Below are 12,606 nucleotides of genomic sequence, written 5' to 3' on the forward strand. Positions count from 1 at the left end.
ACGTAGGCCCGTTTAAACCCACATAAGGGCGTCGGAATTTAGGCGCGCCTAAAAGAGTAGTTCTTCACGTTGACTCTCGGACGCTGTGGTCCCGGAGACCGGGCGAACAGCAACGGTACGAACTCCCCACGAAAACGACTCGACGCACCACAGCCAACCGCGAACGTCAGCGTTCGTGGACGCGCATCGGCATCCCGTTCCGGGGGTGCATCGTCAGCGTCGGCCACAACTCGGGTTCGCCCTCGCGGGTGTACTCCAGACGGTACCGTTGGGCGGTGCGCGCGAGGATGAGTTTGGCTTCGAGTTTGGCGAGGTGCTTGCCGATGCAGTGGCGCGGCCCACCGCCGAACGGGAAGTACGCGAACCGCGGCCGGTCCACGTCGCGGGTCCACCGGTCGGGGTCGAACGCGTCGGGGTTCTCCCAGTGGCGCTCCGACCGGTGCATCGCCCACTGCGAGAGCATGATGGCGGCCCCTTCGGGGACGCGGTAGCCACCGAGTTCGACGGATTCTCTCGCTTCGCGGAACATCGTGTACACCGGCGGGTAGAGGCGCATCGCCTCGTCTACGACCCGTTCGACGTAGGTGAGGTCACGCACGTCGGCCATCGTCGGCGGGTCGCCGTCCAGCACGTCCTCGATTTCCTCGTGGACGCGCCGCTCGACTTCGGGATGTTGAGACAGCAGGTACCACGTGTAGGTCAGCGTCAGCGCGGTGGTGTCGTGGCCCGCCAACAGCATCGTCATCACCTCGTCGCGTATCTGGCGGTCGGACTGCTCGCCGCGGTCCTGCGCGCGCAGGAGAATCGACAGCAGGTCGTTCGGCCCCTCGTCGGTTTCGGGGTCGCCGTGCGTGCCGCGCCGGTCGGCCACGATGTCGGCGATGACGCCCTCTAGGGTCTCGACGGCGGTCCGGTACTCGCTGTCGCCGGGCATCGGAAGCCACTGCGGGGCGGCGAACCGAACCGGGTCGGGTTCGAAGCGCGCCCCGAGAGGCATCAGCGCCTCGCGGATGGTCTGGACCCGCCGGTCGTCCAAGTCGGTGCCGAGCATCAGGTCCACGATGACCGCGAGCGTCACCTGCGTCATGTCCTGTTCGACATTGACCGTCGCGCCGTCGGACCAGTCGGCGAGCAAGTCGTCGTTGTGGGCGACGATTCGGTCGGCGAACGCCATCACCCGGTTCACGTCGAACGCGGGGTTGGCGAGTTGGCGCTGTTTGCGCCACTGCTGGCCCTCGCTGAGCAAAAGCCCCTTACCGAGCAAGTCGCCGAGGGCGTCGTTCTGGAAGTCGGGCTTGCGGAACGTCTCTACTTCCGAGACCAACACGCGTTCGATGTCGGCGGGGTCGGTCAGCAGGTAGGTGTTCAGCGGACCGAGGTCGAACTGCACCACGTCGCCGTACGCCTGTTCGAGCGCCGAGAGAAACCGGAACGGGTCGCGGGCGTACCGACGGCTACTCCCGAACAGCGGTTCTCCCCGTGGGCCGGGCGGTGACGAACTCATCGTCAAGTCTTAGGGTTGGGGCAGGATGAATCCAGCGGCGTATTGTCCATCCCTATTTTAAAACGATTGGGGCGGTGGAGTCCGACGATAATACTGCGGAGACGTTCCGCCGAAATTTCGATGGTGAAGTAATCGAAAAAGACATTCGGAACGTTCCTTCTTTCGAGATGTGGGACGACGCGGACGTGGTTGTCGGCGGACCGCCGTGTCAGGGGTTTTCTAATCTCAACAAGACGAGTACGGAAGCGTTGAGCGACGAACGTAACGAGCTATGGCGTCACTTTCTGCGTGCTGTCGAAGACATCGACCCGGACGTTTTCCTTATCGAGAACGTCTCGCGCTTTTTGAAATCTCGGGAAGGCGCACGGGCCGTCAAAATTGCAGAAGAGTTAGGTTACACAATAGTCGTGGACACGCTCTGGGCGCACGACTATGGAGTTCCACAGAAACGAAAGCGGGGGTTCGTGCTGGGTAGTAAGCTTGGTGTACCGTTCTTCCCGGAAGAGACAGACGAAGAAACACGCACAGTTCGAGACGCGTTCGGTAGCTTACCGCACGAACCGTCCGAAGAGAACTGGCACGTCAGTCGGAAGCGCGTTACGGAACTCAGCAAAAGGCGCTTCCAAGAAGTCCCTCCCGGTGGAAATCGGTTTGACCTTCCGAAAGAACTCATGCCGGACTGCTGGAAGAACAAAGAGCGCGGTGGTACCGACTTGTTCAGCCGCCTGTGGTGGAATCTCCCGTCAGTTACCATTCGGACCGAATTCTACAAACCTGAAAAGGGAAGGTATCTCCACCCCGAGGCAAACCGCTCGATTACGATTCGGGAGGGTGCCCGTCTTCAGACGTTCCCGGACGACTTCGAGTTCGTCGGGGCACGAACGCGGGTCGCACCCCAAATCGGGAACGCAGTACCGCCGAAGTTAGCGTACCATCTCGGACGAGCAATCAAATCCCATTTAGAAGGGAAAAAAAGCCGAATCAATCCAGAGGCGGAAACCGAACATGATATCTTCAAGAAATCGTTCCGGATTGGGAAGCAAAAGCAGTCCCAACTTGCCACGTTCAGCAGTTAGTAATCTGTAATCCCTTGTTGGGACGATTGTTCGTCTGATTCCCCCGTATCGTTTATCACTGTTTTCAGCATCTACCGCACCCGTATCGCCGTCTCGACGTTGATTTGCGATGTCTTCACGAGCGCTCTTTCCGTCGTGGTATCGATTACGGAGTGTTTGAAGATTTTCCCGTTTGTGGGTCTCTTTTGCGGTGCCGAATTCGACATAGGGTTGGATGTGGTCTACGTCAACCCAATTGACCTTTTTGTCGTTTACGTTACGCCCACAGAGTTCACACTCGTAATTAGTTTCTTCTAAGTAGTTTAACCGTTGGTCATTTGGAAGACGAGTTTTCTGATTCACATCACGTATTTCCTTAATATAATACTCATCGTTAGAGAGTTCAGACCGGGTGCGGGTCGAATCGGCGATAAATCCTTCTTCGTTCCGAAGTTCGCGTATTCGCCGTTGGTAATCTTGTATCCCGCTAATTCGGGCAAGAGTTTGAGTGGTAACAACTTCGCCTACGTTGTCACGCATGAATTCCCGGATTCGGCCCTTTCCACTGGTAGCGTCGAATAATTCTGCAAAGAGTTCGGCTTGTGTTTCTTCGAATTCATCCAGAGAATCGTTGAAGTCCGAAAACTCACTCGTCCAGTTCTCTCTCGTAACTTCGTCCGAGTCGATGTCTTCGAGTTCTTCGACGACAGTCCCTGCTTGAGCAAGGAGTCTTCGGTAAATCTGTTCGAAATCAGATGCCATACGATTTTCATACAGATACATACAACTCGTAACTTTGTTACTTGGAAACGAATCTTGTTACAAATACGAGTAACAAACAATAATTCTCATCATGGAGTTACTTAGAAGTGATGGAAATAACGAAAATCGGAAAAGCACTTTCGAACGAGACGCGAATCAAAATCCTCGGCCTAATTTCTCAAGACGACCGTTCGTCAATTGAGACGTATCGGGAATATCAAAACGAGTTCGCGGACGACAAGCACCGAGAAACGATATATCGAGAACTCGAACACCTCGTTGAGGTAAATTTAGTAGAGAAATACTACGACGACGAAGAGAAATACTACGACGACGAAGACCAACAACTGAATACTCGTTGTGCTGTAACAAACTCTTGGTAGACCTAAACATAGGGGAAGTCGAGTTTGTAGACGGGAGCTAATAACTCGTTAGACCCTTACGTCGTGGTCGGCCGTCGCGTCGGTTGCCACCCCTCTCTCGTCTCCTTCGAAATCGGCGAACGTTACGAACTAGACTCCGAAGGACAGTGCAGTCGCACACTCCCAGCAGCGAACGCAAGCCCCGAGAGAGGACTCACGACCCCGCGAGTCGCACGTCGATGAGGTGCTACTCGCCCTCTTCGGCGAGGGCGATGGACGACCCGACGGCTCAGTCGTTACAGCAGTCGGCCTTCGAGAACGTTCGAGACCCGTCCGCCGACCCGAGCGACCACGCTGTCGTCGGTCCGGTCGGCGCGGAGGTGGAGCGTCGAAGGCCGGTCCATCTCGTAGCCCTGTTCGGCCGTCAGTCGGAGTTCGCTGGCCGACGTTCGCTCGCGCAGGAGAAGGGCCGCGAGACTGGTGTTGGCCGACCCGGTCGCGGAGTCCTCGGGGATGCCGTGGGCCTCCACGAACACGCGGACGTTCAGGTCGCTCTCGGACTCGTAGGTCTCACGGGCGAACACCAACACCGCCTTCACGCCGAGACCGTCCACGACGTGTTCGTAGTAAGGGGTCTCGTTCGTGGTGGCCCGCCGGACCGCATCGAGGCTTTCGAGCGGAACCATCAACTGGGGTAGTCCGGTCGAGACGACCTGACAGGGCAGGTCGCGGGCCACGTCTCCGGGAGCCACGTCCACCACGTCGGCGGCGACTTCGGGGTCGAGCGTTTCGAGGAATGACGCGGAGCGGTCTTCGAGCCAAAAAATCGGTTCGTCGCCGTCGGTGTCGGCCGTCACCGTGACCGACCCCTCCGACAGCGAGAGGGTAATCTCGTCGGGGTCGCCGTCGGCAATCGCGTCTCGAATCACCGACGCCGTACCGAGGACCGCGTGTCCGGCGAAGGGCACCTCGGCTTCCGGGGTGAAGAGGCGGACGCCGTACCCGCCGTCCGCTGGCGACTCGTCGGTGACGAACGCCGTCTCGGAGTAGTCCATCTCCCGAGCGATGCACCCCATCTCGTCGGCCGACAGTCGGTGGGCGTCCCGAACGACCGCGAGTTGGTTGCCGGTGTACCGGCCCTGCGAAAACACGTCTACGACGTGAACCGGCGTGGATAGGTCGTCAGCCATGCTCAGATGCGGTCGCGGAACACGTCGTAGAATCGCTCGCCCGCGTCCAGCATCCACTCCTGATACTGGGCCCACGAGTCTTCGGCGAACAGGTCGCCCTCGCGCCGGAGCGTTATCCGTGCGCGGTTGCCCTCACCTTTCGCCTCCTCGGGCGGAAGCCAGACGAGGTCCTCGCCGATGTCGCGTCGGATGGCTTCCCGGTCGTCGGCGAGGGCTTGGAAGCCGTCGGGGTCGTCACGGACCACGAGTTGGGTCAGTATCACGGACTGATAGCTGTTGATGGCGAACTGGAGTTTGTACCCGATTTTCCCCATCGAGTTGTTGTACCAGTTGTTCGGTTGGGGTTCACACGAGTCCAGACAGGTGTCGCGGTTCTCGATTCGGTCCCGAAGTTCGGCCCAGTAGCGCAACTGGAGGAGTTGTTTCTCCGTGAGGTTCTGTTCGGACTGGTCGGACCATCCCGGTGGTTCCACGAGTACGTTGGGGTCGACCCCCGAGTCGGGAGCGTCATTTCCGACCGACACGCCGAACACGTTGGCGTGAGTCGCGTCGTTCAACCACTCGAGGATTCCAACGTTGTCGTCGTCGAACGCCGTTCCGACGAGTACGAGGAAGTCCGGTTTGTATTTCGATGCGGACACCAACGTCCGGTCCCACCGCTGGCGGCCGTCGCCCATCGCTTCGATGGCGACGGTTCGACGCGCCGCGGTCGTAGCGACGACATCGAACGACAAATCGTCCGGAGTGGAAACAGTCTCGAAGTCGAAACCGAGTTCGGTCTCCAATTCGGATGTCTCGTCAGACCGTAGCGTTCCGGTGAGATAGGAGGAAAATCCGGCACCATCGCGTCGGTTGGCGTCATCGGAGTCAGACGAGCCGGTTTCAGGCATCTTTTCGTGTAATGAATTTACTACATACTTATCTCTTTCATATTGATATTACAATAGGAATTTGTTATCAATACGCAAATTTGCCGGGCGAGACGTTACGACTCGTTTACCGCCAGAGGGAGGTCCCCGGACAACGACGCTTTTTTTGCGTTCAATAGTTCTCTGTCTGCACGATAATGGTTGATTCTAGCCTCCCTCCTGGGAAAGATACCGACCGTCCGCTCGAGTTCTCTCGCGACGAGAAGAACGAGATGATCCAAGAGGCGGCCGAGCGCGTACTCGACCACCTCGAAGGCGTCCCGGACGGTCCCGCGGCCAACCTCGACGGTGCCCACGAGAAAGCCGCGGAGTTGCGCGAACCGCTCCCGGAAGAGCCGACGGCCTACGACGACCTGCTGGACACCCTGTTCGAGGAGGCTATCGTCCACTCCAGTACCAACGTCCACCCGGGCTACATGGCGTACACGCCGGGCGGCGGTCTCTTTCACGCGGCACTGGCGGACTTCGTGGCGGACGCGACCAACCGCTACGTCGGGACGTGGTTCGCGGCCCCGGCGCTCGTCGCCCTCGAGACGAACGTCGTCAACTGGTTCTGTGAAATCATGGGCTACCCGGACGAGTCGTTCGGCCTGCTCACGTCCGGCGGGTCGATGGCGAACCTCGTCGCCACGATTACCGCTCGGCGCGAACGCCTTGACGACGACTTCCTCGACGGCATTATCTACACCAGCGACCAGTCGCACCACTCGGTGTCGAAAGCCACCGTCCTCGCCGGGTTCCCGCCGGAAAACGTGCGCTCTATCGAAACCGACGAGCGGTTTCGGATGGACGTGGACGCCCTCGAATCGGCAATCGAGGAGGACCGAGACGCCGGAAAGGACCCCCTCCTCGTCGTCGGGACCGCGGGCACGACGAACACGGGCGCGGTGGACGACTTCGAGGCCCTCGCGGACCTCTGTGACCGAGAGGACCTCTGGCTTCACGCCGACGGTGCCTACGGCGGGTTCTTCTCGCTGACCGACGACGGCCGAGAGAAACTCTCCGGACTCGACCGGTGTGACTCCATCACGGTAGACCCCCACAAGGGTCTGTTCCTCCCGTACGGTACGGGGGCGGTCCTGATGCGAGACGGGGACGCGCTCGCTCGCGCCCACTCCGTCGAGGCCGACTACATCCCAGATTGGGAACCCGAGTCCGGGACGGTGGACTTCAGCCAACTCGGGCCGGAACTGTCGCGGGACTTCCGGGGTCTGCGGGTGTGGCTACCGCTGAAGATGCACGGTATCGATGCCTTCCGGGACACCCTCGCCGAGAAGTTGGAACTCGCCAACCAAGTCGCCGATTGCCTCCGGAACATCGACGACGTGAAACTGGTCGCGGAACCCCAACTGTCCATCCTCGCGTTCCGGGTCGAACCGGAGGGCATCGAGGGCGAGGACCTCGACGAACTCAACCAGCGAGTACTAGAGGAAATCAACGCTCGGAACCGAATCTACCTCTCGGGGACGACGCTAAACGGCCGGTTCGCCATCCGAATCTGCGTTCTCTCGTTCCGGACCCACCGCGAACACCTCGCCGACGGTCTCGAAGACATCGAAGCGGTCGTCTCGGAAGTCACCGAGTGACGAACGCGACGACAGAAGTTTCTCGGAAACGGAGCGGTCCGACTACGCGGTACTGGGGGACGCGAAGTTGCCGGACTTCATCAGAACCGTAATCAGGAGTCCGACGCCACCGAAGGCCGCACCGACGGCGCCGAGATTGCCGTAGGACTCGACTTGCGTCAGCGCGGCACTGCCGATAGTGGACCCGAGCGCCAACCCGAGGAAGACCGCAGAGACGGTCAGCGCGAGGACGACGTTCCGCGAGTCGGGCGCGATTTGGAGCAGACGGCTCTGTTGAATCGGAAGCAGTGCGAACAGCGACCCGGCACCGACGACCGAAGCGAAGATTGCCGTGGCGATTGCCAGAAGCGACCCGGAAACCGGTTGCACCAACCAGAGCGGGAGCAGGCCGAGGATGACGCCGATAGCGATGCCGATGAGCATGTTGCTGGTGTCCCAGTTGTCCGACCCGTACCCGCCGAGCATGGTTCCGACGATACCGCCGATACCGAGGAGGAACTGGATTATCGTGACGCCCCGCGTGCCGAACCCGGTGATGCTACGCAGGAGGGGACCGACGAACGAGACGGCGACGAACGTACTCGCGAATTCGAGGACGATGAGTCCGACGTTGATGGCGATTGCGGGGCGGCGAAGCGCGGCCACCGACCGGAGACCGGCCGCCTCGGACGTCGTCTCGATTACCGGGAAGAACACTTGGAGTCCGAGGAACGCGAGGAGACCGGTGATGCCGACGAACGCGAACGTCGCGCGCCATCCGAAGTACCCGCCGATGGCGGTGCCGAGCGGGAGACCGACGACGAACGCGACTGTCAGTCCGCTCATGACGAGCGAAATCGCCTGTCCGCGCTTTTCGGCGGGTGCCAAGTCCGCGGCGACGGCGACGGCGACGGGGGTGTACAGCGCCGACCCGACGCCCATCACGGCCCGGTCAAGGACGAGTAGTCGAAACGTCGGTAGGACGGCGGCGGTCAAGTTCGTAATCGCGTAGACGAGGACGGAACCGAGGAGGAGGCGTTTGCGAGTGACCGACCCCGTAACCGAGACGAGAATCGGCGACCCGACGACCACGGTGGCGGCGTACACCGTCACTAGTACGCCAGCAGTGCCCTCCGTGACGCTGAGGTCACTGGCGAGTTCGCCGAGGACGCCGATGAAGACGAGGTTCCCTGTACCGACCATGAACGTTCCCAACGTCAGTACGACCAACCGTATATCCCAGACCGAACCCCCGGTATCGGCGAGTTCATCTTGGCTCTCGGTAATGTCAGCTGTCATTACACCCGAGAGGGACGCCGCAGTGACACATTTACCTTTTCATATTGAATTCTTATTCAAGTGTCTTGGTAACAAGAATCAACTATCAATCTCAGAAAACGTAACCGCTCGGAGGAATTCGTTCGACCGGGTTACCGGGTCGGTACGCCGACCACGGGAGTACTGCAAACAGAAACAGTTGGAGATATTTGTGCGGGAGTAGCGGAACCGCCGACGGCACGGACGGCGACGAGTCGCGAATCGGTGGCCCGACGGCGCTCTACGCCCGGAAAATCGGGAGATACGGACCGCCCACTACCGAGCAACTATGAATCATCATCCTAGTCAATGAGATAAAAGCCGATACAATTTTATATCATACTTTTATAACGTGAAAGCATGTGGGACGTTCCTCAGTTGTTTCAAAATACGGTGAAGAGTGCGCCCGAACGGACTGCTATCGTAGACCCGATAGCCGAACAGCGGTTTAGCTACGCCGAAGTAGACGAGAAGGTAGACCGAATCGCCGCGGGTCTCCAGTCGTTCGGTATCGAGAAGGGTGACAGAGTTGGAGTGGCCCACCGCAACTCGCCGGAGAACGTCTTCGTTCTGCTCGCCATCCAGCGAGTCGGTGCCGTCGCCGTTCCCTTCAACTTCGACATCAACAACGACAAACTCCGCTACTTCGTCTCGGACGCCGACATGTCGATGCTGGTGTTCGGGGACGTGATAGCCGACCAAGTGATGGACCTCCGCGAAGAGTTGGAGTGCAACACGTTCGTCACGACGGCCGACGTGTCGGCACCCGACGTGACCGACTACGAGGCGTTGCTCCGGGAGTCCGACGCGCCGGACCCGGTGTCGATAGGTCCCGACGACACCAGCATCATCCAGTACAGTTCGGGGACCACCGGCGACCCGAAGGGCATCGAGATTACCCACCGCGGCGGCATCAACCGAGTCTTTCTCAACATCCACAGTCAGCGAGTCTTCGACAGGGAGACCGTCCTCGGCCGGATACACCTCTATCACACGCTCGGATTCCACGGACTGCTCCTCTCCGCGTTCGTGACGGGCGGCACCTTCATCCCGTTTCCCGAGTTCGACCCCGACCTGTACCGTCGCGTGATAGCCGAGGAGGATGTCACGGTCCTCCACGAGGCACCGGTCATCTACCAGCGACTGCTCGACCCGAAAGACGAATTCGAGCAACCCGACGCGGACGAGGACCGCGAGACGTTCGAGTCCGTCGAGACGGTTAGCTTCTCGGCGGCACCGATGAGCGGAGAACTGTTCGGCGACATCAAGCGAATCATCGACCCCGACCAACTCTACAACATCTACGGGATGACCGAAATCTTCTCGTCGTACACGAAGGTCAACCTCCGGGAGAAGAACAACCCGGCGATATTCGCGTACGCCGAGACTGCCGAGGACATGCGAATCGTGGAAATCGACGAGCGCGACCCGTCGGCGGAAGTCGGCGTCGGCGAGGAAGGAGAACTCATCGTCCGCCACGACACCCCCGGCGCGTTCGAGGGCTACCTGCGCGACTACGAGACTGCTGGCGACTCCTTCGAGGGCGACTGGTACTTCACGGGCGACGCCTGCCTCGAAACCGAGGACGGATACTACAGGCTGACCGGCAGACTCAGCAACCGCATCAAGTTCATCGGAGAGAACATCTACCCGAAGAACATCGAGGCAGTCCTCCGGTCGCACCCGGCAGTCGAAGCGACCACCGTCGTCGGCATTGAGGACGACGAGTGGGGCGAGGTTCCGAAAGCCTACGTCGTCGCCGACGGCGACGTGACCGCCGAACAACTCCAAGACCACTGCGTCGAGAGCGAAGCGATAGAGGACTACAAGAAGCCACGCGAATTCGAGTTCGTGGACACCCTCCCGAACAGCGGTAGCAAGATATAACTCGCCGCCGATAGCTGAACGGCCCACACTCTCCGTGGTCCCCGCGGCGACGGATTCGCTCGCACTAGCGTATCGAATCTCAGACATTTGAACCACATACCTTATTTTATTAAATTTACGAAGATATAGGAGTTATTTTCTTGAGGAAACGTTATAAGTGCCGGGTGAAAACGCGCTCCCGTACACGTCCGTCCGTGAGCAGGGTCGAGAGTTCGCTCGGCGCGCACGGGCGGTATCGTGTCGAAGGACAACTATCAGTCATGAACGTCAGACGATTCTTCGAGGACGACGGCGCGGTCAGTCCCGCCGTTAGCGTCGTTCTGATGGTCGCGGTTACGGTCGTCTTAGCCACCACCATCGGAACGTTCGTCCTCGGGTTCGAGGACCGAGTGAGCGAACCGCAACCGAACGCCCAGTTCGCGTTCGAGTATCGGGAGGACGCGATGGACGCCGACGGCGACCACGGGCGGGTGGACGAGGCGGTCAACATCACCCACGACGGCGGACAGGCGGTTGAAGCCACGCAGTTGCGGGTGACGATAGACGGCGTGGTCGCTTACGAGAACGGCCGAATCAACGAGTCCGGACCGAGCAAACCGTACCCACAGCACTTCACCGGGTCGAACGAGGGATGGACCGGCGAGATTACCGCCGACGACCGCATCGTCATCACGGAGAACGAAGAGACAGTCTACGACTCGATTCGGGACGGCGACGTGGTGCGAGTCGTCTGGACCGCGCCCGGTAGCGACGACACCGCCGTCGTCGGCGAGTCCGAGGTCAGCCTCTGAGTCGCCGCGGGTCGCCACCAGTCAGAGGACGCGAAACACCCGGACGGTATCGCGCTTGCCCGGTTCACAGAGGAGTTGGGCGAGACCCAACTCCGAGAACACTTGCTTCCAGTCGCGGTGGTACAGCGGAAAGTCGTCGTGGACGCAACTCACCTCGGCACCCTCGCGGCCGCGATTAGGGCTGTTACCCTCGTTTTCGGCGGTTATCAGCAGGTCGGACGTGACGCGGGCCAACTCCTCGAACGCCCACGCGTTCTCGGGGTGGACGTGTTGGAGCGTCTCGACGGAGTAGACGACATCGAACTCGTCGTCGGGGAAGTCGGGAACGATGTCCTCGATTGCGCCCGTGTGGAACGTTCCGGTTTCGGCGAGTCGCGGGTAGTGGTCGGCCATCACGTCGAAGGAATCGTCGTTGATGTCGATGCCGGTCAGGTTCTCGAACCCCTCGTCTAACAGGTGGGCGAGATGTCTCCCGGAACTGCACCCGACTTCTAAGATTGCGGCGTCGACGGCGGCGTAGTGGTCGAGTACCGCCGCGAGCGTCTCGGTGACTTCGTTCTGTCCGATTTCGGCGTAGTGGGTCGGCGAGAACTCCGCCGAGCGGTTGGCCCAGTAGCGATGGTTGTCTTCCGGTTCCATGCCCGACGGTACGGGGTCGGAGAGTAAAGAGGCGATGAAGTTCCGGCCGACAGCAAGCAGTACTACGAAGTGCGCCGTAGTCGTCGTGGCGAACGCACGTGGACCACGTACGCGAAGACGACCGAATCGTCGTCCGCCTCGAACCGGGCGAGGAAGTCCTCGAATCGCTCGACGCGGTGCGCGAGGAGTACGACATCGAGAACGGCTTTCTGACGGGTATCGGCGCGGTGGACCGGGTGACGCTCGGCCACTACGACACCGACGCACAGAAGTACAGCGAAGAGGAGTTCGCGGGCCAGTTCGAAGTGACGAACTTTTCGGGCAATATCGGACCGGACAAGATTCACACCCACATTCAGGTGGCCGACGACTCCTTCGAGGCGTTGGGCGGTCACTGCTCGGGGGCCAGAGTCTCGGGCACTTTCGAGATACTCGTGACCCTCGGCGAGACGCCGCTGACCCACCACCTCGACGAGCGGACCGGTCTCGACGTGTTCGACATCTGACTGCGGTTCGAGTGCAGGGCCACAGACCACCGCTTCGTCACCCGTCGTTCGTCGGGGGTTGGTTTTTCTTCGTCGGGAGTTCGACGTAGTGAGGAACGT

At 60.2% G+C, this 12,606-nt stretch carries 11 protein-coding genes; 5 read left to right on the forward strand and 6 right to left on the reverse strand.

Annotation, left to right across the window (positions count from 1 at the left end):
* Positions 1-166 precede the first annotated feature (166 nt).
* The gene (locus P2T60_RS19805) at positions 167-1,504 is read right to left on the reverse strand and encodes a cytochrome P450 (RefSeq protein ID WP_276282694.1); all 1,338 of its coding nucleotides are present in this window, start codon (positions 1,502-1,504) and stop codon (positions 167-169) included.
* A gap of 65 nt (positions 1,505-1,569) precedes the next feature.
* On the opposite strand from P2T60_RS19805, the gene P2T60_RS19810 reads away from it, so the two are divergent.
* Positions 1,570-2,580, forward strand: a complete 1,011-nt coding sequence (locus P2T60_RS19810) for a DNA cytosine methyltransferase (protein WP_276282735.1) — start codon at positions 1,570-1,572, stop codon at positions 2,578-2,580.
* Here P2T60_RS19810 and P2T60_RS19815 read toward each other — a convergent pair.
* The 3 genes from P2T60_RS19815 to P2T60_RS19825 form a co-directional block, all read right to left on the reverse strand.
* Positions 2,464-3,342 carry an HNH endonuclease family protein gene (locus P2T60_RS19815; protein WP_276282695.1) on the reverse strand — a complete coding sequence of 293 codons (879 nt, stop codon included), beginning with the start codon at positions 3,340-3,342 and terminating at the stop codon, positions 2,464-2,466. The genes P2T60_RS19810 and P2T60_RS19815 overlap by 117 nt on opposite strands.
* Before the next feature lie 637 nt (positions 3,343-3,979).
* Positions 3,980-4,873 carry a PhzF family phenazine biosynthesis protein gene (locus P2T60_RS19820; RefSeq protein WP_276282696.1) on the reverse strand — a complete coding sequence of 298 codons (894 nt, stop codon included), beginning with the start codon at positions 4,871-4,873 and terminating at the stop codon, positions 3,980-3,982.
* A 2-nt stretch (positions 4,874-4,875) separates the two neighbouring features.
* Entirely contained in the window at positions 4,876-5,607 is a 732-nt protein-coding gene (locus P2T60_RS19825) for a DUF4268 domain-containing protein (protein WP_276282697.1), read from the reverse strand.
* A 407-nt stretch (positions 5,608-6,014) separates the two neighbouring features.
* Between P2T60_RS19825 and P2T60_RS19830 the strand changes: the two genes are divergently transcribed.
* Complete coding sequence (locus P2T60_RS19830) at positions 6,015-7,388, forward strand: pyridoxal phosphate-dependent decarboxylase family protein (protein WP_276282698.1); 1,374 nt, start codon at positions 6,015-6,017, stop codon at positions 7,386-7,388.
* Positions 7,389-7,430: 42 nt separating this feature from the next.
* Here P2T60_RS19830 and P2T60_RS19835 read toward each other — a convergent pair whose 3' ends face one another.
* Positions 7,431-8,666: an MFS transporter gene (locus tag P2T60_RS19835; protein ID WP_276282699.1), complete on the reverse strand. Its 1,236-nt coding sequence runs from the start codon at positions 8,664-8,666 to the stop codon at positions 7,431-7,433.
* 378 nt (positions 8,667-9,044) lie between these two features.
* On the opposite strand from P2T60_RS19835, the gene P2T60_RS19840 reads away from it, so the two are divergent.
* Positions 9,045-10,571: a class I adenylate-forming enzyme family protein gene (locus P2T60_RS19840; RefSeq protein WP_276282700.1), complete on the forward strand. Its 1,527-nt coding sequence runs from the start codon at positions 9,045-9,047 to the stop codon at positions 10,569-10,571.
* A gap of 260 nt (positions 10,572-10,831) precedes the next feature.
* Complete coding sequence (locus P2T60_RS19845; RefSeq protein WP_276282701.1) at positions 10,832-11,362, forward strand: type IV pilin domain-containing protein; 531 nt, start codon at positions 10,832-10,834, stop codon at positions 11,360-11,362.
* Positions 11,363-11,383: 21 nt separating this feature from the next.
* On the opposite strand, the gene P2T60_RS19850 is transcribed toward P2T60_RS19845, so the two are convergent.
* Entirely contained in the window at positions 11,384-12,001 is a 618-nt protein-coding gene (locus tag P2T60_RS19850; RefSeq protein ID WP_276282702.1) for a class I SAM-dependent methyltransferase, read from the reverse strand.
* A 98-nt stretch (positions 12,002-12,099) separates the two neighbouring features.
* Here P2T60_RS19850 and P2T60_RS19855 point away from each other — a divergent pair, with 98 nt between their 5' ends.
* Entirely contained in the window at positions 12,100-12,507 is a 408-nt protein-coding gene (locus P2T60_RS19855) for a PPC domain-containing DNA-binding protein (protein WP_276282703.1), read from the forward strand.
* Positions 12,508-12,606: the final 99 nt, after the last annotated feature.

It is taken from the genome of Halorussus caseinilyticus, assembly GCF_029338395.1.
Lineage (GTDB): Archaea > Halobacteriota > Halobacteria > Halobacteriales > Haladaptataceae > Halorussus > Halorussus caseinilyticus.

Excerpts from the sequence above, each read along its gene's own strand:
- P2T60_RS19830 (WP_276282698.1), top strand. The coding sequence starts at position 6,015 with ATGATCCAAGAGGCGGCCGAGCGCGTACTCGACCACCTCGAAGGCGTC.
- P2T60_RS19805 (WP_276282694.1), bottom strand. The coding sequence starts at position 1,504 with ATGAGTTCGTCACCGCCCGGCCCACGGGGAGAACCGCTGTTCGGGAGT.
- P2T60_RS19815 (WP_276282695.1), bottom strand. The coding sequence starts at position 3,342 with ATGTATCTGTATGAAAATCGTATGGCATCTGATTTCGAACAGATTTAC.
- P2T60_RS19850 (WP_276282702.1), bottom strand. The coding sequence starts at position 12,001 with ATGGAACCGGAAGACAACCATCGCTACTGGGCCAACCGCTCGGCGGAG.
- P2T60_RS19820 (WP_276282696.1), bottom strand. The coding sequence starts at position 4,873 with ATGGCTGACGACCTATCCACGCCGGTTCACGTCGTAGACGTGTTTTCG.
- P2T60_RS19840 (WP_276282700.1), top strand. The coding sequence starts at position 9,045 with ATGTGGGACGTTCCTCAGTTGTTTCAAAATACGGTGAAGAGTGCGCCC.
- P2T60_RS19835 (WP_276282699.1), bottom strand. The coding sequence starts at position 8,666 with ATGACAGCTGACATTACCGAGAGCCAAGATGAACTCGCCGATACCGGG.
- P2T60_RS19845 (WP_276282701.1), top strand. The coding sequence starts at position 10,832 with ATGAACGTCAGACGATTCTTCGAGGACGACGGCGCGGTCAGTCCCGCC.